A 20,460-nucleotide genomic window follows, 5' to 3' on the forward strand; every position below is an offset into this window, starting at 1 on the left:
GAGGCAGAAGAATGACAGAGATACAATTGCAGCCGACACAGAAGCAGCTGCAGGGGACTATGTCTGTCCCTGGCGATAAATCAATATCCCACCGGTCTGTTATATTTTCGGGATTGGCAGAGGGAACATCACATATTACCAATTTCCTAACGGGAGAGGACTGCCTTCGGACTGTCGAAGCTTTTCGTGAGATGGGTGTCAGAATTGATCAGCAGGATGACCGTCTGACGGTATATGGAAGAGGAATTCAAGGCCTCAAGGAGCCGTCTTCTCCATTGAATTTCGGCAACTCCGGAACAACCGCAAGATTGATGAGCGGGGTTTTGGCGGGGCTGCCTTTATTTACGATGGCCTTTGGGGATGCATCCTTATCCAAGCGGCCGATGGATCGTGTCGTCGTCCCATTAAAGCAGATGGAAGCGGATATCTCCGGCAGGAATGAGAATCGTCTGCTTCCTCTCGCGTTCAGGGGCCGTAAGTTGAAAGGGACTATGCATGAGCTTACCGTCAGAAGCGCGCAGGTGAAATCAGCCCTCCTCCTTGCAGGCATGCTGGCCGAAGGGGAGACCAAAGTGATCGAACTCGGACAGACAAGAAATCATACAGAAATGCTTCTTCCTGAATTCGGCGTGGATCTTAACATAGAGGGAGCTGCCATTACCATCGAGGGTGGTCAGCAGCCACAGGCATCAGATATAAAAGTTCCCGGAGACATTTCATCAGCCGCATTTTTCATTGTCGCTGCTGCCATCGTTCCAGGCAGTGATCTCCTGATTAAAGATGTGGGGTTGAATTCTACCAGAGACGGCATTATTCACGCGATGAAAAGAATGGGGGCGGATATTGAAACGGATATCCATACCTATATCGGGCGCGAGCCGGTCGGAGACGTCCGGGTCAGAAGCTCCCGTCTCAAGGCTCTGCAGCTGGATGGTGAGCTGATCCCGAATCTTATTGACGAAATCCCGATTATTGCCCTTGCTGCGACACAAGCCGAAGGAACAACCGTCATTAAGGATGCTGAAGAACTGAAATTCAAAGAAACCGATCGTATTGAAGCGGTCGTGACTACTCTTACGAAGCTCGGAGCTGAAGCAGAGGCCACTGAGGACGGTATGGTCATCCATGGAGGAGCTTCTTTAACAGGAGGCAGCGTCCACTCTTATGGTGATCACAGAATAGGGATGATGGGGGCTGTCGCTTCTCTTATCAGTGCTGAGCCGGTCACGATTCAGGACAAGGACTGCATCAATATTTCCTATCCTTCCTTTTTTGAGCATTTAAATGGAGTCCTCCGTTAAAATAACTTCATAGTTTCATTGAAGCTCTCATACGATATAAAAAGCCTGCCTGGTGGAGGTAATCGTAGAGAGCTTCTTTGCGTAAAAGAAAAGAGAAGATGATTCAGGGATGTCCACCAGAGAGGGTCACCACGAGGAAAGGGATGGGGCGTACAGATTTTTATGGTAATGGAAGCGCATTCGGCCTGGTGGGATTATGTGACGGCGGCTTATGACTGAAAAGAGAGACCTGCTTCTTCGGTTTGAACACCTAGTGAATAGCTTACGCAGCAGATATCTGGAATATGACCACATCATGAAGAGGTCTGTTGTACATAAACAGACATCCGCACCCTGACATCTATTCTTCTTTTCATCTTACCCGCTCCTGAATGGAAACCTTGGACAAAATTCGTCAGCGGAATGGAATATCGTCGAACGACTAATCAGAAATGTGGTCTTCACTGTATGGACATTATGGTATGATTAATCTGAAAGACGTGGTTTTCCGATGGAGAGCCGGAACGTTTGAAGAGAAGGATGTTTTCAGATATCATAGTGCTGTTCCAATAAACAAAAATACGAGCGGACGGATGGAAAACTCCATCCGATCTAAATAAAGTGAAGAATCACATGCATGTGCTTAACGTGGAAAGGATGTCATCATGGAGGAAATACAAAAAGCCATTCGTCAAATGGAGGCCCATAAGACGGAAGATGCAATAAAAACACTGACAACATATCTGCCAGAGGCGGATGAAGAGGAGCGTTTTACCATTGCAGAACTGTACATGCAGTGGGGAATGCTGGAAGAAGCGAAAATGGTGCTTCACGAACTAATTCAACGCTATCCGAAAGAACAGGAATTGAAAGTGATGATGGCAGAAATTCACATCGATCTTGATGAGGATGATGAAGCAATCGAACTGCTGAACCAATTCGGACCTGAAGACGAAGACTATCTTCAGGCGCTGGTACAGCTTGCTGATTTGTATCAGGCCCAGGGGCTGTATGAAGTAGCCGAACAAAAACTTCTGGCTGCTAAAAACGTGGAACCAAACTCAGCCATTATTGATTTTGCTCTTGGTGAACTCGCGTTTTCAAATGGGGAGTACTCCAAGAGTATCCCGTATTATGAAAATGCCATGCACCATCAGCCTGTGATTGGTGATATAGAAGTGGCCACACGACTGGCTGAAGCCTATGCGGCCAATGGGGAATTTGAGCAGGCGTTGGAATTCTTCCAGAAGGTGGAAGAGGACAATCCGGATGTTCTCTTCCGTTATGGATTTGTGGCTTTCCAGGCCAACCGTAATGATATCGCGATTCACGTCTGGGAGGAACTGATTGAGAAAGATCCTTACTTCCAATCGGTTTATCCACACCTGGCTCAGGCTTATGAGTCCGAAGGGATGCCTCAGGCAGCCCTTGATATGGCTCGAAAAGGACTTGCTAAAGACGAATTCAACAAAGAACTTTATCACCTTGCCGGCAGTCTTTCCCACCGTCAGGGGAATAAGGAAGAAGGATACCGTCTCATGCGGGAAGCGGTCGCCCTGGACCCCGGCTATAAAGAAGCTGTTCTGTTTCTGATTGAAAACTTTAAATCCGATGAGGACTATGATCAGATCATCGATTTAATTCAAGAACTGATTTCCTTAGGTGAGGAAGACCCCCATTATCTATGGGAGCTTGCCCATGCTCTGGAAGAGGAAGAGCGTTTCAAGGAAGCCTATGAACAATACAGCCAGGCTTATCTTTCCCTTAAGGAAGACACCGACTTCCTCAAATCCTACGGATACTTCCTCGTTGAGGACGGCCGTATGGAAGAAGGTGTCCGTGTCTTCAAGGAATACCTTGCCATCGACCCTGCTGATACTGAGATCGAGGATTTCGTTAAGCGTCTGAATGAGGAATAAATGGAAAACTAAAGCGCAGGAGGGGCGCATATGCAGACACCAATTTCTGTGGATGAGAAAAAAGATTTTGTCCGCTGGTTTTTGAATCACTTTCAGTTGAAAAAGAGGGAAAGTGTCTGGATTCTTAACTATTTAATGAATCATGAATCTCTTTTATCCAGTGTTCATTTCGTCCAGGAAGTGAAGTTTTGTCCCCGTGGTATGGAAATTAGTGCGCAGGGAGTCTCTGATCCCCCTTTCCGGTTTTATAAAGGTCAGGTCATGACCAACGATGCGGAAAAATCCTTTCATGATCTTCGTATGAATCAGGGGGAGCCGGTTTATATTCAGATGAACTTCGAGAATGCCCAGCAGTGTTCCAAATATGCGCTTGTTCTTGAAGAGAATCCATATCTCCCCAAAGATTATTATTTGAATGACCGTGATAAGAATGAAGCAGACCGCCTGTTGAAAATCAGCCTTCTCCAACATCGGAGAAAGCAGATTGAAGAACAGATTGATGAATCCCTGATCAATGGGGAACGGACGGTTTTTACCGAGTTGTGCGGCCGGCTCGAAAAAGTGAAAGAGGAACTGAGTGCGTTTTATTAAAAAATAAAGTCAGGAGCATCCTATGATGTTCGCTGACTTTATTTTTTATTTTTATGTAGTAAAATATAGAAAAACGTACATAACAAAGGCAGGGGATACTTATGAAATGGACGAAAGCAGATACGACCCAGTACTTACCGGAAAAACAATACGTGGACACGCTAATGATTCCACTGATACCCTTTGACCCCGCCGGGGACCAGCAGATGGTCGGGCAGGCTTTCCAACGGGAGCTGAATCAGGTGTTTATGAACCTGATTGAAAAAGAATACAGAGGCAGGATCTTTCTTTCCCCTGACTATGCCTATTTAAAGGGTGGATACGAAAAGGAGAAAGAAAGATTAAATGAGTGGATTCGGCGTTTCAGGGAACAGCCGTTTGAACACGTTTTCCTATTTACGTTCGACAGCGGCTGGAAGAAACATGAGGATGATTTGGCCGGCCGTTTAATCTGGGTGCCGGGGATGTCGAGCGGCAGCATGAAATCGACAGAAACACAGGCATTTGTGAAGGAACAGGCCCGCGGCATCAGTGAACTGATCCAGGCCTATTGGTGACTGGATAAAACTTCCGACAAGGTTTGATATTTTATTGACCAGGCTATAAGATTGCGCTATCATGGTAATGTCCTAGTTAAACCATGTGTGATCGATCCATGCTGCATGGATTACAGCATAGAGGGGGGAAAAGTATGAGCGATAAAAAGAGGGTGTCCCGACGTCAGTTTCTGAACTACACGCTCACTGGTGTAGGCGGTTTCATGGCTGCCGGTATGCTTGCTCCGATGGTTCGGTTCGCAATCGATCCCGTTTTGAAGTCCAAAGAAGGCGGCGATTTGAAATCGGTTGCTTCTGTCGATGAGATCACAAAAGAGCCGCAGCGCTTCGAGTGGACCATCGACCAGGTGGACGGCTGGTACGAATCTGAAGTACAGAAAACAGCCTGGGTATACAAGGATGACAATGATGAAATCGTTGCCCTGTCACCGATCTGCACCCATTTAGGCTGTACAGTGGACTGGGGTTCCAATGATGAGTACCCGAATGAGTTCTACTGTCCGTGTCACGGGGGCCGTTATACAAAAGACGGCGATAACGTTCCGGGCACACCGCCGACCGCACCATTACCTGTTTTTGAGCACGAAACCAAAGAAGGTATGCTTTATTTAGGTGAAGCAAAAGACAGAGGGGGGGCATAACACATGCTTCAGAGAATTTACGACTGGGTGGACGAGCGTGTCGATGTAACCCCGTTATGGCGTGATATAGCGGATCACGAAGTTCCTGAGCACGTCAACCCGGCACATCACTTTTCAGCATTTGTTTACTGTTTTGGTGGTCTTACATTCTTCGTAACAGTCATTCAGATTCTGTCCGGAATGTTCCTGACCATGTACTATGTACCAGATATTGAGAACGCATGGAAATCGGTTTATTACTTACAGCGAGAGGTTGCTTACGGTCAAATCGTACGTGGGATGCACCACTGGGGCGCCAGTCTCGTCATTGTGATGTTATTCTTACATACACTGCGGGTATTCTTCCAGGGCGCTTATAAAAAGCCGCGTGAATTGAACTGGGTGATTGGGGTCCTATTGTTCTTTGTCATGCTTGGTCTTGGTTTTACAGGGTATCTGCTTCCATGGGATAACAAAGCTTATTTCGCTACTCAGGTAGGTCTTGAGATTGCAGCGGCAACACCGTTTATCGGAGATCAAATCCGTACACTGCTTGCCGGTGACCCATCGATTGTTGGTGCTCAAACGCTTACACGTTTCTTTGCTATCCACGTATTTTTCCTTCCGGCAGCATTGTTCGGATTAATGGCCTTCCACTTTGTCCTAATCCGTAAACAAGGTATTTCCGGACCACTATAAAATAGCAAAAGAAGGAGGGAAAGCTGTGCATAGGGGAAAAGGGATGAAGTTCGTCGGTGATTCAAGGGTCACTGCCGAACAAAAAGCCAATTTACCAAAAGACTATTCAGAATATCCAGGCCGCACGGAAGCGTTCTGGCCCAACTTCCTGTTGAAAGAGTGGCTGGTAGGATCGGTCTTTCTGATCGGGTTTTTAATACTTACCGCTGCCCATCCGTCACCGCTGGAGCAGCAGGCGGATCCAAACAACGCGAGTTACATTCCGCTACCGGACTGGTACTTCCTGTTCTTGTATCAATTCCTTAAATATCAATTTGCCGGCGGGGATTACATTGTTCTCGGAGCGATTGTTATGCCGGGTCTTGCCTTCGGTGCACTTCTGCTGGCACCGTTCCTGGACCGTGGACCGGAACGACGTCCTCACAAGCGTCCAATTGCTGTAGGCCTGATGCTTCTTGGTTTCGCAGCCACCTTTTGGCTTACCTATGAATCCGTCACACATGCAGATTACGAAATGCGTGCGGAGAAATATGGTGTGAACGTGGAAGCGGTTGAATCCACAATTGATAAATCAGCTCCGGGTTATGCCGTTTATGAAGCCAACTGTCTGAGCTGTCACGGCGATGCCCTTCAAGGTCAGGGAAGCTACCCATCATTAATTGATGCAGAGCTGACGGTTGACCAAGTGAAGGACATTGCAGTGAATGGTAAAGGCGCCATGCCGGCTGGAATCTTTAACGGAACGGATGAGGAACTTCAGCAGCTTGCTGAGTTTGTTGTCGGGGCAGGCAGTGGTGAAGGAGGCTCATCTGAAGGAGAAGGCTCTTCTGAGGGAGAAGGTTCTTCCGAAGGAGAAGGTTCTTCCGAAGGAGAAGGCTCTTCCGAGGAAGAAAGCTCCTCTGAAGAAGAATCTTCCGAGGAAGAAAGTTCCTCTGAAGGAGAGAATGGTGAAGATTCAGAAGAAGAGAATGGGTCTTCTGAAGAATGAACAAAATAGATTGATGAATGCCGCGCTGAAACATGCGCGGTTTCTTTTGTTACAGGAGGAAGGTTCGCATGAAACAGATGTTGACATATATTTTGACGCACCGGCTTTTTTTAATCGTATTATTTTTTGTTAATCTCGGAGGAACGATTTACGGGTATCTATGGTATGAACCGCAGCTGGAGGTAACAGAACCGATCTTCCTCCTGTTTGTTCCTGACAGCCCCACAGCCAGTTTGTTTTTTACAATCTTTCTTGGTTTTTATCTATTCGGAAGGAATGTCCCATATATAGAAGCGCTCGCGCTCATTACACTGCTTAAATATGGGGTATGGGCGGTGGTGATGAACGGTCTTACCTTTATGGAATATGGCGCTCTGCCGTGGACCGGTTACATGCTTATACTTTCTCATAGTGCCATGGCTGTTCAGGGGGTTCTGTATGCGCCCTTTTATGCAATGCGGATCAGGCATATTCTTTTTGCTGCTGTATGGACGCTTCATAATGATGTCATTGACTATGTCTTTGAACAGATGCCTGTCTATCCGGCAATTATGGAGCATATGAAGGAAATCGGCTATTTCACCTTCTGGCTGAGTCTGATCTGTATAGGTGCAGCCTATTCCCTTATGAAAAAGATACAGAACGTCTAAATGTGGATCCCCTTTCATAACATGTAACTAATCGGGATAATGAGAGGGGAGAAGTGAAATGGGACAGGTGTGTAAAGTTGTGTTCATATCCCTGATTTTCACACTCATGCCGCTGAGCCTGCATGATGGGTGGGGTGAGGGAGCCCCGGAGCAGTGGGAACGATTTTACAGCCAGTACAGGTCACTTCTTCATGACGGAAAAATTGAGGCAGCAGAGAGGCTCCTGCATAGCAGGTGGACGGATATGGAAACCTATATGCGCGGGGTGTCTGAAGAGGACCGAACCGTCTGGGAGAACTTGAACATGTCCGAAAATGGAGACCGGCCGTCGGAAGCGGCTCTCCTATTCTTTGAAGTGCTTACTGCACCAGACAGAGAAACAGCAGTGGAACAAAAATTAGCAGCTTTCCATGAGGCATTGTATAGTACTCCGGCGGAGCAGGTTCTTCTGGACTGGGAGAACCTTGAGCCGGTCGTGATGCACGTGTATGACACTGTAGATACCAGACAGCTCCGGCAGGCACTTGAACAGCATCATCTTCAACCGACGGCCGAAACGGCTGCCTATTCCTCTGCAATGGTCGATGCGCTGGTTCAGGGCAGCAGTGGTGAAGGAGTGTCTTTGCAGGGAACGGCTGCCGGGGTGGGAGGATTTATCCTTGCGGTTCTTTTTTATGTAGGGGTGATGAAGCACCCTTCCCGTTCAAAAATTAGACACACAATAAAAGAACATAATAGTTGATTTTCCAGAGGGATTTGACTAAAATTGACCTAAGAACCATTCTTATGGAGGAATGACAAATGAGTTTTATCATTTACTTTGCTTTGATTTTTATTATCCCTTTGTGGGCTCAGTCTAAAGTGAAGTCTACGTACAAAAAATATTCACAAGTCCCTACTTCATCGTCCATGTCAGGTGCTGAAGTAGCACGAAAAATTCTTAATGACAACGGCCTCTTTAATGTAGCTGTGGAAGAAGTCCGCGGCCATTTGACAGACCATTACGATCCGCGCTCCAAAGTGATTCGTCTTTCTTCAGACATTTATCACGGACGCTCCACAGCCGGTGCAGCAGTGGCAGCACACGAAGTGGGGCACGCCATACAGGATGCGGAGGATTATGCTTTCCTTCGTTTCCGAAGCGCCCTCGTCCCGGTAGCAAGCTTTGGTTCCAATATCTCTATCTTCCTATTGATTGGTGGTATGCTGCTTCAGATGACAGGTCTTGTCTTTGTCGGGATTGTCTTCTTCGCAGCAGCCGTGCTGTTCCAGCTGATTACACTGCCTGTGGAATTCGATGCTTCCAACCGTGCCATGGCACAGCTGGTGTCGACCGGCGTCATCCGGAATGATGAAGAACGGAAAACGAAGAAGGTCCTCAATGCTGCGGCAATGACATATGTGGCGGGTGCACTCGTTGCCCTTGCCGAACTTCTCCGCTTTGTATTCATGTTCATTGGGATGAACGAAGAGTAAAGGACAGGAAAAAAGACCTCCGGCAGCGGAGGTCTTTTTTTGTTTTCCAGGATGGTCCTAGTCAATGGGGTTTTTGTTTTCATCCAAAGTAAACCCCTCACCCATCACATCATGGACGTGGCTGACGGCTACAAACGCATGGGGATCAATCTGTTCGATGATGGTCTTTAGCCGCACAATTTCGTTTTTCGCTATAACACAATATAAAACATCCCGTTTAGAACCGGAAAACGATCCGCGGCCGTCAAGTACGGTCACACCTCGATCCATCTCCTGCATAACTTTTTGTGAGATCTCTTCGCTCTTTTCCGATATGATGGTCGTTCCACGGGCAGCGTAGGCACCTTCCTGGATGAAATCAATCACTTTCGCACCGACAAAAACCGCGACAAGCGTATACATTCCTCGGACATGTTCTAAATAAGTAATGGCAGAAATGAAAATCACGAGAGCATCAAAAACGAACATCGCCCGGCCCATACTCCAGCCAAGGTATTTGTTGATGAGTCTGGCGATGATGTCCACACCACCGGTTGTTCCGCCATATCGGAATATGATTCCTAAACCGACGCCGATAAACACCCCCGCAAACAGCGAAGCCAGTGTAAGATCATCCGAAAGATCGATGGTAATCATATACCGCTGGGACAGAGCTATAAATACGGAAACCGCGACAATTCCAATCAAGGAGTACAAGAATGTCGTACGTCCCAAAATCCGCCATCCGATAAAAAGGACGGGAATGTTCAAAACAATGTTCATCACAGCAGGATCCCAGTTGAATAAATACAGCAGTAAAAGGGTGATCCCTGTGAAGCCGCCTTCACCGAGTTCATTCTGAATATTGAAATGAACGATCCCGAACGAAAACACAGCGGACCCCAGTATAATCAGGGTTATATTTTTCACACGCAGTCCGAAAATTTTCATATGTCCACCTCCAAGGTCATCTGCACGATTATCATTATAGTTGTTTGTCGAATGAGCGGCAATATGAACAGGCAGGAGAAGGTGGAATAAACGGAAAATTTGTCAAATGAGCTCCTTTTGGCTAACATTTAGAGAGAATCCGTGAAGGAAAAGAGGGACTTATAATGGAATATACAACACAGGACATCCAAAAACGTGTCGATAACTACATATCACAATTTAAAGAGGGGTATTTCTCACCTCTCAGCCTTCAGGCAAGGCTTACAGAAGAAGTTGGAGAAATGGCAAGGGAAGTCAATCACAGATATGGGGAGAAACCTAAGAAAAAGACCGAAAAGGATAAAGCATTGGAAGAGGAGCTTGGCGATGTCATCTTTGTGCTGACTTGTTTCGCAAACTCTCTTGATATCGACCTGTCTGAGGCATTTGAGCAGTCCATGAGCAAAATAGAAACTCGGGATAAAGACCGTTGGACTAAAAAGGAGGAAGAGTAATGGAAACGATTAAGGTGATTGTAGCAGGACCTCGTGGTAAAATGGGCAGTGAAGCCTTGAATATGATACAACGGGAGCAGCACTTGAGCCTGGCCGCATGTATTGACAGGGAAAATGACGGCATGAATATCAGGGATATCCAGGGACTCCCTGACTTGGACGCTTTGATCTACACGGATGCCGAAGTCTGCCTGAATGAGGTGGAGGCGGACGTACTGATTGATCTTACGACGCCGGATAACGGGTATATCCATACGAAGCTTGCATTGAACAATGGCGTGCGTCCGGTGGTCGGCACAACGGGGTTTACGCAGGAGCAGCTTCAGGAATTGACCAGCCTTGCCGAAGAAAAACAGCTGGGTACCGTGATTGCACCGAACTTCGCTATCGGCGCCGTTTTAATGATGCAGTTTTCCAAATGGGCCGCCAAGCATTTTCCTGATGTTGAAATCATTGAAAAACATCATGACCAGAAGCTTGATGCCCCATCAGGTACAGCGGTGAAGACGGCGGAGTTGATTAAGGAAGTCCGCAATCCTCATCATCAGGGCCACAAGGATGAAAAAGAAACCCTGCAGGGCGCCCGTGGTGCTGATGAAGAGGGAATGAGAATTCATAGTATGCGTCTTCCGGGGCTCGTCGCTCACCAGGAAGTCGTCTTCGGTGGACTTGGAGAAACCCTCACAATCAAGCACGATTCCATTCACAGGGAGTCTTTCATGAGTGGAGTGAAGCTTGCTGTTGAAAAAGCTGTTGAACTGGATACGCTGGTTTATGGATTGGAACATCTACTCGATTAAAAGGGGAGTTTGACCATGAACATTGCTTTAATTGCCCACGATAAAAAGAAAGAAGATATCATTCAGTTTACAAAAAAGCATGCCGCTGTTTTTTCGAAGCATGAACTTTTCGCAACGGGAACGACAGGTATGCGGATTGCGGATGAAACTGGATTGAACGTGACTCGTTTCCAATCCGGCCCGCTCGGCGGGGATCAGCAGATCGGAGCGAGAATTGCAGACGAACAAATGCAGATGGTCATTTTCTTCAGAGACCCGCTCACTGCCCAGCCTCATGAGCCGGACATCAGCGCTCTTCTACGCCTTTGTGATGTCCACCAGATTCCAGTTGCAACGAACCTGGCAGGCGCAGAGATTATGGTAAGAGCTCTCGATCATGACGATATTGAATGGAACAGCATCATAGAAGAGAACAGAAAACAGGAGTGAACGTAGTATGGCTAAAATAGGAATCACCTGCTACCCGACTGTCGGGGGATCAGGTGTCATCGCAACAGAACTGGGTAAGCTGCTCGCTGAAAATGGGCATGAAATACATTTTGTGGCCTCACAGGTACCTTTCCGGCTGAACCGGGTGTATCCGAATATTTATTACCACGAGGTGGAGGTCAGCAGCTATCCTGTCTTTCAGCATCCACCCTATGATTTGGCATTAGCAGCAAAGATGGCGGATGTCATCAATCGTGAAGAACTGGATATTCTTCATGTGCACTATGCGATGCCGCATGCGGTCTGTGCTATTTTAGCCAAGCAGATGTGTAACCGTGATGTGAAAATTATAACGACCCTTCATGGGACGGATATTACTGTACTGGGGATCGATACGAGCCTTCAGGAAATGATCAAATTCGGTATTGAACAGTCTGACCGTGTGACCGCTGTCTCTCATAGTCTTGTGGACCAGACACAGGAAATGCTACATACAGATCGTTCCATTGATGTGATTTACAACTTCGTTGATGAACGTGAATATTACCGGAAGTCGAACCAGCACTTGAAGGACCATTACGGCATCAAAGATGAGGATGCTGTCTTGATTCACATTTCCAACTTCAGGAAGGTTAAGCGGGTGCCTGATGTGATCCGGACCTTTGCCAAAGTCCGATCGGAAAGACCTGCAAAGCTCCTTCTCGTCGGTGACGGTCCGGAGTATTCCGCCTGTTATCAGCTTGTTCAGGACCTCGGATTGGATGGGGATGTATTATTCCTTGGGAAGCAGGAGAATGTCAGTGATCTGCTTTCCATTGCTGACCTTAAGCTTCTCTTGTCCGAAAAAGAGAGCTTCGGTCTGGTTCTCCTTGAGGCGATGGCCTGCGGTGTTCCGTCCATCGGCACGAATATCGGAGGGATACCTGAAGTTATTGATCATGGTGAAACGGGTTATATAGCTGAACTGGGGAATATTGAACAGACGGCATATTTTGCCAATAAAATCCTTGCTGACACGGACCATCATCACCAAATGTCTAAACGGGCGAAAACAGTCGTGCAGGATAAATTTGCCACAGCCACCATTTTGAATGAATATGAAGAATTGTATCGGCAGGTGCTTGCTGATGAAGCATGACCCTCTTTTTGAACAAGCCTTTGAGGTGATGCAGAGAATTGAGGAAGCCGGTGGCGAAGCGTATATAGCCGGTGGTGCTGTAAGGGATCATGTAAGTGGTAGAGCGGTTGGTGATATCGATATCGCTTCATCCCTGCCTCCTTCGAAAATCCAGGAAATCTTTGAAAAGGTCATTCCTGTTGGTATCGAGCACGGCACGGTCATCGTCAGACACCGATCCATCTCCTATGAGGTGACGACCTTCCGAACAGAATCCGGATATGAGGACTACAGGCATCCCGATGAGGTGACCTTCGTCTCTGATATTCGAACAGATCTTGCCCGGCGGGATTTTACGATGAATGCTATGGCCATGGACAGACAGGGCAGGATCATTGATCCTTTTGATGGGAGAAAGGCAATAAAACATAAACAGATAATGGCTGTCGGTAATCCCTGCGACCGATTTCAGGAAGACCCTTTACGAATGATGAGGGCGGTCCGTTTTTCGAGCCAGCTTTGTTTTGAAGTGACAGGGGCCACAAAAGAGGCGCTGATAAAGCAGGCTCCACTACTCGCGAACATATCGATGGAACGAGTGGCGGAAGAGACACGAAAAACCTTCGCTGGTCAAGGCATAAAGAATGCGCTGGGGCTTCTTGAGGAAACCGGTCTGTTACATCAGCTTCCTTTTCTTAAAGAAACGGGGCTTTTTAAAAATCCTCCGCTCAGCCCTTTGAAATCGTGGCCGGAGATAGCAAACTTTCTCTGTCTTCAGGATTCTTCTTTTCCTGCATCTGCTTTTCTTAAAACATGGAAACGATCGAATCAGGAAAAAAGAGAAACGGATCAACTGATGGAAGCCATGACCCTTTATACGGACGCAGAAGATGTGACCGCATGGCTGGCCTACTGTCTTCCCGAATCATTGTACAGTTCATTTGACCGTGTCACGGAAGCGGCAGGAATGGATCGTGGCATAAAAGAACGCCTGTTGGATCAGAAGCATCACCTGCCTATCGGCCATAGAAAAGACCTTCAGTTTGAGTCGATGGACTTGATTGCCCTGCACCCGGAAAAAACGAAAGGCCCCTGGATATCAGAAACGATGAAGGCCGTGGAGCGCAATGTAGTCGAAGGGGTGCTGGAGAACGATTATGAAAAAATAAAGGAGTGGGTCATCACATGGAATCCACCCGGAAACATCTGATTGAATTATTGACGAAGCAGGAAGGTCATATTTCCGGACAGCAGTTATCTGAACAGCTGAATATATCAAGGACCGCTGTATGGAAGCATATGAATGAATTGAAAAAAGACGGCTATGAAATCGAAGCGGTTCAACGGAAAGGGTATAAAATCCAAGGGTTCCCGGACAAGATCAGCGAAAACACATTACAGTGGGGTCTTGAAACCCGGTGGATGGGACACCAGCTGTATCATTATGATCAGGTGGATTCCACACAGGAAATCGTCCATCAGATGGCCAAGCAGGGGAAACCACATGGAACCGTTGTGGTCGCCGATGAACAAGTCGGAGGAAAAGGACGCATGGCCCGTAGCTGGGACTCACCGAAAGGCAAAGGGATATGGATGAGCTTTCTGCTGAAGCCGGATCTGCCACCCGTGGAAGCGCCGCAGTTGACCCTTCTTGCAGCTACGGTTATTGCTAAAATGATTGATGAGCGCTCCGAGCTTGAGCCACAGATCAAGTGGCCGAACGATGTGTTGATCCATCACAAAAAAGTGTCGGGAATTCTTACAGAAATGCAGGCAGAACAGGATACGATCCAGTACATCGTGCTCGGCATCGGCATGAACGTCAATCAGGAGGAGGAAGACATCCCTTCTGATATCCGTTATAAAGCCTCTTCCTTTAAAACCGAGTCCGGTGTTGATTGGAACATACAAAAAACGATCCAGCATTTTCTTACATTGTTTGAATCCTCCTACGACCAGTTCATCTGTGATGGCTTCCAATCGGTCAAAGAAGACTGGGAGAAGTACGGATATAAGATCGGGGAGGACGTCACGATTTCGACGATGAAAGAGACGTGGGAAGCGACTCTTCTCGGAATCGAACCGGATGGAGCTCTGCGCGCCAGGAGAAAGACAGGGGAAGAAGAGAAATTGTATTCAGCGGAAATTCATTGGGGAGAAGGTGGATACCTTGCTTAACAAACAGCAGTTCCTTCAAATGAAACACGATCAAGAAAAAATAGCGATGGTGACAAGCTACGATTATCCTTCTGCGAAACTAGTGGAAGCAGCGGGAGCTGATATGATTTTAGTCGGCGACAGTCTTGGTATGACCGTCCTCGGTTATGAATCCACGATTCCTGTGACCGTCGAGGATATGATCCATCACGGAAAAGCGGTCAGCCGCGGGGCAGGCCAAACGTTCAAAGTTGTAGATATGCCGTTCATGTCTTATCACATTTCCACAGCTGATACACTCAGCAACGCGAAAAAGCTGTACCAGGAAACAGACGCACAGGCTTTGAAACTGGAAGGAAGCGGAGAAGTCTCTGAAACCATAGCTAAGCTTGTCAAAGCCGGCATTCCGGTTGTCGGACACATCGGACTGACGCCGCAGTCGGTCAATGTGCTCGGTGGATACAAAGTGCAGGGAAAAGACAAGGAAACCGCTGCGCGTTTACTGGATGAGGCATTGGAAATCGAGAGGGCCGGGGCGATGATGCTCGTTCTTGAATGTGTTCCTCGTCAACTGGCCTCCTTCATAACCGAAAAGCTGGCCATCCCTACCATCGGGATTGGAGCGGGAGCCGACTGTGACGGGCAGGTTCTGGTCTACCATGATCTTCTCAACTATGGAGTGGGGCGTCTCCCTAAATTTGTGAAGTCCTACACCGATGGAAATCAAGCTTTTGGGGACGGGATTACCCGCTATGTCCAAGAGGTTAAAAGCGGGGCATTTCCTGAGGAAAAACATACGTTTACAATGAATATGTCGGGTCTTCCAAAGGAGTAAGTGATTGGGAATGAAAGTATTTGGTAACATTAGAGATGTACAGCAGCATGTAAAACAGGTGAAAAAGGAAGGCCGGACCGTGGGGTTTGTTCCAACGATGGGTTACCTTCATGAAGGACATCTGAAGTTGATCGAGACCGCCCGGAGCGAAAATGACATAGTTATCCTCAGCATTTTCGTCAATCCCCTGCAGTTTGGAGCTGGAGAAGATCTGGATACATATCCCCGCGATGAAGAACGGGACAGAAACCTAGCGGAAGAACACGGCGTGGATGTTTTATTTTTCCCAACCACAGCCATGATGTATCCGGAGCCTATGTCGATTCAGCTGTCTGTCACGAAAAGGACGGATGTGCTGTGTGGAAAAAGCCGGCCCGGACACTTTGACGGGGTGGCCGCGGTTTTGACTAAATTATTCAACATCGTGATGCCCGATCAAGCGTATTTCGGGATGAAGGATGCTCAGCAGGTGGCTGTCGTTGATGCGCTGATCAACGACTTCAATTATGATATCCAACTCGTCCCTGTAGCTACAGTGCGTGAGGAAGACGGCCTTGCCAAGAGCAGTCGTAACGTTCACCTCACAGCAGGGGAAAGAGATGAGGCCCCGGCGATTCAGGAATCGCTGCAGGCAGGAAGGCGGATGGTGGAGGATGGGGAGAGGAGCCCCGCCCGAATCATAGAATCGGTTACAAAGTTTCTCGAAAGCAGAACTCGTGGTAGAATAGACTATATTGAATTACTATCTTATCCTGAATTGACATCTGTGGACGTCATAGACAGGCCTGTTATTCTGGCCGCTGCCGTTTTCTATGAAAAGGCCCGGCTGATTGATAATGTGGTTTTTGACCGGAATGGAAAGATAACAACAGGGTGAGGCACAGGGAGGAAACAAGATGTTTCGAACGATGATGAAATCAAAAATTCATCGCGCCCGTGTTACGGAAGCGAATTTAAACTATGTGGGAAGCATTACGATAGATCAGGATATTCTGGATCAGGCGGGGATTCTTCCCCACGAAAAAGTCCAGGTCGTCAACAATAATAATGGTGCCCGGCTGGAGACCTATGTGATAGCCGGAGAAAGAGGCAGTGGCGTCGTCTGCCTGAACGGAGCAGCCGCCCGTCTCGTGCAGCCGGGTGATATCGTAATCATCGTAGCCTATGCCATGCTCAGTGAGGAAGAGCTTGGGGAATTCCGTCCAAAAATTGCTCTCATGAATGAACAGAATCAGGTGGTGGAAATGATAGAGGAAGAGCCGCCTTTATCAACGCTTCCACTTTATTGAAAGCTTAAAGCATGAGAAGAGGATCTGTGCCTGTCCGTGAAGGCAGGGTCCTTCCTTTTTGTGGTGAAAGTAGGGGTAACATGACAACATTTGCAATCGTAGATTTAGAAACAACAGGAAACGCATCACCTAAAGGAGACCGGATCATTGAAATCGGAATCGTTCTAATGAATGAAGCAGGTTCCGTGATTCGTGAATTCTCTTCTTTGATCTATCCGGAAAGAGAAATTCCACCTTTTATTACGTCTCTGACCGGGATTGATGAAGAGGATGTCATGGATGCGCCATTGTTTTCAGAAATAGCTGGGGACATTCATCCATTATTCAAAGATGCTTATATCGTGGCGCATAACATTGAATTTGATCTTGGTTTCCTAAATGATGAACTGCAGAGATGCGGATTTCCACGCTTACATAATCCCATCATTGATACAGTAGAACTGGCCAGGATCATGCTTCCGACTTCCTCTGCTTTTAAACTCGGACATCTGGCTGAAAAGCTGGACATGGGCCATGACCGCCCGCATAGAGCGCTCTCAGATGCCCAGGTGACTGCTGATTTGCTGCAGTATCTGCTGAAACAGATGCAGGCCCTTCCGGAAAGGACACTATCCCAGCTACTGAAAATCGAGGCAAAACTGAAAAGTGACCTGAGGTCCTTTTTCGAGTCTGCGGTAGAGGAAGCGAGGTATCGGAATCAAAAAGACACCGATATCGAAATTTTGTACGGTATAGCTGTCCGGAGCCGCCGCCCGGATGAGGTGCGTTCCGCTTCTTCCTCAATCTTTCCACCTTTTGAGCAGTGGAACAAAGAGGTATATGAAGGGGAGAACGGTCTGAAATCAATGGTTCCGGAATATGAAATCCGGAAGGGACAGCAGGAAATGACCTCCCATGTCCACAAGGCTCTGGAAGAGAACCGTCACGCTGTGATCGAAGCAGGGGCCGGTACCGGGAAGTCCGCCGCCTACCTTCTTCCTGCGGTCTATCATGCGGTGAAAAATGATGAGCGTATTTTAATAACGACACATACCAACAGCCTGCAGAAACAGCTTCTGGAAGAAGAAATTCCGAAAATTGAACGTATGTTTCCAAGACCAATCCGTGCCGTTTTATACAAAGGTAAAGGTCATTACATCAGTTTGATTCACTTTCAATATGAGCTTGAGCGCAGCTATCAGGATAATTATGATACAGCTCTGACGAAAGCTATGCTTCTCGTCTGGCTCACTAAAACACGAACCGGTGATATTGATGAAGTTCAGCTTCCTTCGAACGGCCGTCAATTCTGGCATAAGGTTTCAGCCGAGCAGTCCTCTAAAACGGAACAGCTCGGGTATACGGATGATTCCTTTTTCCAGTGGGCGTTGAGAAGAGCGGAAGAGGCTGATATCATCATTACAAACCATGCTCTGTTCTGTCTGGATATCATCAAAGAAGAAACATCCCTGCCTTCCTATGATCGTGCCGTTGTGGATGAGGCCCATCACCTGGAAGCCGTAGCCGGAAGGTATTTCGGCCTGCGGATGAACTACAGGGATCTCCAGAGGTATTTAACGCAGACGACGGAACTTGCCCAGAAAAGTCTGTATAAGGGATGGCCTGTCCCGCAGTCCTTTTACAGTCACCTGAACAAACTCCAAAAGGCCGTGGATGAAGCTAAGGAAGAACTCAGCCAGTTTTCCAGGTACATTTACCAGCATGTGAAAAAGCAAAGAAATTCAAACAGAGGCAGAAGTGATGTAGGGCGGACACAGATGACTCTGGAAAAAGAACGGTCCGCTTCGTTCATGCAGAGTGCGAAGGAAATGTCGAACCGCTTTTTGTCTGCGGTGTTTGTCATAACCGAGCAGTTGACGTCCATGCAGAATGAACTGCAGATTCTTCTTACATTAAAAGAAGACCATGGCATTCCTATCCTTCTTTCGAGAATCCACACGCAAAAGGAAGTCTGTCTGGATATCCGGCATCAGTTGATCAACTATTTTGATAGTCAGGATGAAGAGAGTGTCCGCTGGATTGAAATTGAAGGGGAAGGGGCAGCCAATTCGATTTACTTGTACAGCGAACCATTGAACACTCCCGGCATTTTGAAGGAACGGTTGTTCAATCAGAAGAAGAGCGTCGTACTGACCAGTGCCACGCTTACAACCGGAGATTCTTTCAAGTACATCCGTGAATCGCTGGGTCTTGGAGATGAACCTGATGTCATCGAGACGTCGATTCCTTCTCCATATCCTTTCCACGAACAGGTGCAGCTGTTGGTACCGGATGACTTTCCTGATATTAAAACCGATCCCGATACATTTATTGAAGCTTTGAGTGAAGCGATTTATTCAACAGCACATGTCACAAACGGACGGATGATGGTGCTCTTCACTTCTTATGATATGCTCCGCCGGACATACAGTCTCTTAAAGGAATTCATAGACCCTGAAGAATTTATGATTTTTGCACAAGGGATTTCGAGCGGAAGCAGAGACCGTTTGAAAAAGAATTTCCAGGCATTCGATCAGGCCATCCTTCTCGGGACGAGTTCCTTCTGGGAAGGTGTGGATATTCCAGGGGATGACTTGTCTTGTCTCATGATGGTGCGGCTGCCTTTCGCACCCCCGGATCAACCTGTGCAGAAGTCGATCGATCAACGTCTGAAGCAGGAAGGGAAAAATGCGTTTATGGAAAAGTCCCTTCCGCAGGCAATCATCCGATTTAAACAGGGGTTCGGGCGGCTGATTAGAAGCAGCAGTGACCGAGGCGTTGTCATCGTGTGTGATCAGCGTCTGATGGAATCGAAGTATGGGAAGTATTTCTTATCATCCCTTCCTGATATACCGGTCGTTTATGATTCGACAAAAAAACTAATGGACCGGATTGAAAACTGGCTGTAACCGATACCCTGGTGCGGAAAGAGCTGTTATAATTACAATCGGGCACAGGCCTGGTAAAGGGAGGAAGAAACGATGGAAAACAAAATAGAAACGTTATCTACAGTTAAAATTAAAAAGACAGATGACCTCTATAAAGTGGTAGACACATTGAATCGCACATTGAAAGAAGATAACCTAATGTTTGGAATGGCGCTGGATGATGACGATGCTGAAACCGCAGTCTTCACCATATACCGTACCTAAGTGGGTCAAATGGGGCGGCGGAATTCTCGCTGGACTTGTTCTTCTTTTACTTATTTTTTTCATCTGGATGTATACACAAATTAATCAGGACAGAACCGCAGGGCATGAACAGGCCGCAGCTTTTGCCTTGCAGAAAACGAATATGACGGCCGTGGATCAGGTTGAAACGTACAACGGGGAAACAGAAGTGTTCGTCGTAAAAGGGGAAGCGTCAGACGGAGAAGCCTCGCTCGTTTTCATCAATGAAGCAGTCGACACGGTTTTGACCGATGTGAATCAAGCTGAAGTTCTCTCAGAAGAACAACTGATCAGCCGGTGGTCCTCGAATTGTCCGGACTGCCGTTTCAAGGATGTCTCCTACGGATACGAAGAGGAACAGCCTGTCTATGAGCTCGTTTATACTGATGAGCAGGGCAGATATGTACTTGATTATTTTACATTAAGTGGAGAATCCTTTGATCAGAGGTTTGCGTTCCGACAAAACAATTAAGGAGTGAG

At 47.3% G+C, this 20,460-nt stretch carries 22 protein-coding genes and 1 pseudogene; 22 read left to right on the forward strand and 1 reads right to left on the reverse strand.

Annotated elements, in window-relative coordinates; all coding sequences use genetic code 11:
- Nucleotides 1–11: 11 nt before the first annotated feature.
- From aroA to ACXADP_RS10230, 10 genes and pseudogenes are all read left to right on the forward strand, one after another.
- Nucleotides 12–1,301 (forward strand): 3-phosphoshikimate 1-carboxyvinyltransferase, encoded by a 1,290-nt coding sequence (gene aroA / locus ACXADP_RS10185; protein ID WP_474971383.1) that lies wholly within the window; start codon nt 12–14, stop codon nt 1,299–1,301.
- Nucleotides 1,302–1,945: 644 nt separating this feature from the next.
- Nucleotides 1,946–3,199, forward strand: coding sequence for a tetratricopeptide repeat protein (locus tag ACXADP_RS10190; protein ID WP_474968684.1), 1,254 nt, complete (start codon nt 1,946–1,948; stop codon nt 3,197–3,199).
- 30 nt (nt 3,200–3,229) lie between these two features.
- On the forward strand, nt 3,230–3,790 hold the full coding sequence (locus tag ACXADP_RS10195; protein ID WP_027954409.1) for a ReoY family proteolytic degradation factor: 561 nt from the start codon (nt 3,230–3,232) through the stop codon (nt 3,788–3,790).
- A gap of 101 nt (nt 3,791–3,891) precedes the next feature.
- Complete coding sequence (locus ACXADP_RS10200) at nt 3,892–4,347, forward strand: DUF2487 family protein (RefSeq protein WP_474968683.1); 456 nt, start codon at nt 3,892–3,894, stop codon at nt 4,345–4,347.
- A gap of 134 nt (nt 4,348–4,481) precedes the next feature.
- A complete protein-coding gene (locus tag ACXADP_RS10205; protein ID WP_027954407.1) occupies nt 4,482–4,988 on the forward strand; it encodes a QcrA and Rieske domain-containing protein in 507 nt (168 codons plus the stop codon).
- A gap of 3 nt (nt 4,989–4,991) precedes the next feature.
- On the forward strand, nt 4,992–5,666 hold the full coding sequence (gene qcrB / locus ACXADP_RS10210; protein ID WP_027954406.1) for a menaquinol-cytochrome c reductase cytochrome b subunit: 675 nt from the start codon (nt 4,992–4,994) through the stop codon (nt 5,664–5,666).
- 25 nt (nt 5,667–5,691) lie between these two features.
- A pseudogene (locus tag ACXADP_RS10215) lies at nt 5,692–6,450 on the forward strand (c-type cytochrome); the annotation flags it as partial.
- Nucleotides 6,451–6,731: 281 nt separating this feature from the next.
- Nucleotides 6,732–7,304, forward strand: a complete 573-nt coding sequence (gene lhaT, locus ACXADP_RS10220) for a lipoprotein heptaprenylglyceryl N-acetyltransferase LhaT (RefSeq protein ID WP_474972311.1) — start codon at nt 6,732–6,734, stop codon at nt 7,302–7,304.
- A 58-nt stretch (nt 7,305–7,362) separates the two neighbouring features.
- Nucleotides 7,363–8,046 (forward strand): hypothetical protein, encoded by a 684-nt coding sequence (locus tag ACXADP_RS10225; protein WP_474971384.1) that lies wholly within the window; start codon nt 7,363–7,365, stop codon nt 8,044–8,046.
- Between the two features lie 59 nt (nt 8,047–8,105).
- Nucleotides 8,106–8,780 carry a zinc metallopeptidase gene (locus ACXADP_RS10230; protein ID WP_474968681.1) on the forward strand — a complete coding sequence of 225 codons (675 nt, stop codon included), beginning with the start codon at nt 8,106–8,108 and terminating at the stop codon, nt 8,778–8,780.
- 57 nt (nt 8,781–8,837) lie between these two features.
- Here the strand turns inward: ACXADP_RS10230 and ACXADP_RS10235 are convergent, their stop codons facing one another.
- Nucleotides 8,838–9,710 carry a YitT family protein gene (locus tag ACXADP_RS10235; protein WP_474968680.1) on the reverse strand — a complete coding sequence of 291 codons (873 nt, stop codon included), beginning with the start codon at nt 9,708–9,710 and terminating at the stop codon, nt 8,838–8,840.
- A gap of 164 nt (nt 9,711–9,874) precedes the next feature.
- On the opposite strand from ACXADP_RS10235, the gene ACXADP_RS10240 reads away from it, so the two are divergent.
- From ACXADP_RS10240 to ACXADP_RS10295, 12 genes are all read left to right on the forward strand, one after another.
- Nucleotides 9,875–10,204 carry a nucleotide pyrophosphohydrolase gene (locus tag ACXADP_RS10240; protein ID WP_035531332.1) on the forward strand — a complete coding sequence of 110 codons (330 nt, stop codon included), beginning with the start codon at nt 9,875–9,877 and terminating at the stop codon, nt 10,202–10,204.
- Nucleotides 10,204–11,004, forward strand: coding sequence for a 4-hydroxy-tetrahydrodipicolinate reductase (gene dapB / locus ACXADP_RS10245; protein ID WP_474968679.1), 801 nt, complete (start codon nt 10,204–10,206; stop codon nt 11,002–11,004). The genes ACXADP_RS10240 and dapB overlap by 1 nt, the downstream gene beginning before the upstream one ends.
- A gap of 15 nt (nt 11,005–11,019) precedes the next feature.
- A complete protein-coding gene (mgsA, locus tag ACXADP_RS10250; RefSeq protein WP_474968678.1) occupies nt 11,020–11,433 on the forward strand; it encodes a methylglyoxal synthase in 414 nt (137 codons plus the stop codon).
- Between the two features lie 7 nt (nt 11,434–11,440).
- Nucleotides 11,441–12,571 (forward strand): N-acetyl-alpha-D-glucosaminyl L-malate synthase BshA, encoded by a 1,131-nt coding sequence (gene bshA / locus ACXADP_RS10255; protein WP_474971385.1) that lies wholly within the window; start codon nt 11,441–11,443, stop codon nt 12,569–12,571.
- Nucleotides 12,561–13,760, forward strand: coding sequence for a CCA tRNA nucleotidyltransferase (locus ACXADP_RS10260; protein ID WP_474968676.1), 1,200 nt, complete (start codon nt 12,561–12,563; stop codon nt 13,758–13,760). Before bshA ends, ACXADP_RS10260 begins: the two co-directional genes overlap by 11 nt.
- A complete protein-coding gene (locus tag ACXADP_RS10265) occupies nt 13,736–14,728 on the forward strand; it encodes a biotin--[acetyl-CoA-carboxylase] ligase (RefSeq protein WP_474971386.1) in 993 nt (330 codons plus the stop codon). Before ACXADP_RS10260 ends, ACXADP_RS10265 begins: the two co-directional genes overlap by 25 nt.
- The gene (gene panB, locus ACXADP_RS10270; protein WP_474968674.1) at nt 14,721–15,542 is read left to right on the forward strand and encodes a 3-methyl-2-oxobutanoate hydroxymethyltransferase; all 822 of its coding nucleotides are present in this window, start codon (nt 14,721–14,723) and stop codon (nt 15,540–15,542) included. The genes ACXADP_RS10265 and panB overlap by 8 nt, the downstream gene beginning before the upstream one ends.
- 10 nt (nt 15,543–15,552) lie before the next feature.
- The gene (panC, locus tag ACXADP_RS10275; RefSeq protein ID WP_474968673.1) at nt 15,553–16,419 is read left to right on the forward strand and encodes a pantoate--beta-alanine ligase; all 867 of its coding nucleotides are present in this window, start codon (nt 15,553–15,555) and stop codon (nt 16,417–16,419) included.
- 19 nt (nt 16,420–16,438) lie between these two features.
- Complete coding sequence (gene panD / locus ACXADP_RS10280) at nt 16,439–16,831, forward strand: aspartate 1-decarboxylase (RefSeq protein WP_474968672.1); 393 nt, start codon at nt 16,439–16,441, stop codon at nt 16,829–16,831.
- A gap of 80 nt (nt 16,832–16,911) precedes the next feature.
- Nucleotides 16,912–19,719, forward strand: a complete 2,808-nt coding sequence (gene dinG / locus ACXADP_RS10285) for an ATP-dependent DNA helicase DinG (RefSeq protein ID WP_474971387.1) — start codon at nt 16,912–16,914, stop codon at nt 19,717–19,719.
- A gap of 72 nt (nt 19,720–19,791) precedes the next feature.
- Complete coding sequence (locus ACXADP_RS10290; protein ID WP_084163023.1) at nt 19,792–19,962, forward strand: YpmA family protein; 171 nt, start codon at nt 19,792–19,794, stop codon at nt 19,960–19,962.
- Nucleotides 19,925–20,452 carry a cell wall elongation regulator TseB-like domain-containing protein gene (locus ACXADP_RS10295; RefSeq protein WP_474971388.1) on the forward strand — a complete coding sequence of 176 codons (528 nt, stop codon included), beginning with the start codon at nt 19,925–19,927 and terminating at the stop codon, nt 20,450–20,452. The genes ACXADP_RS10290 and ACXADP_RS10295 overlap by 38 nt, the downstream gene beginning before the upstream one ends.
- Nucleotides 20,453–20,460: the final 8 nt, after the last annotated feature.

Source organism: Halobacillus sp. AWH4_228 (assembly GCF_056158365.1).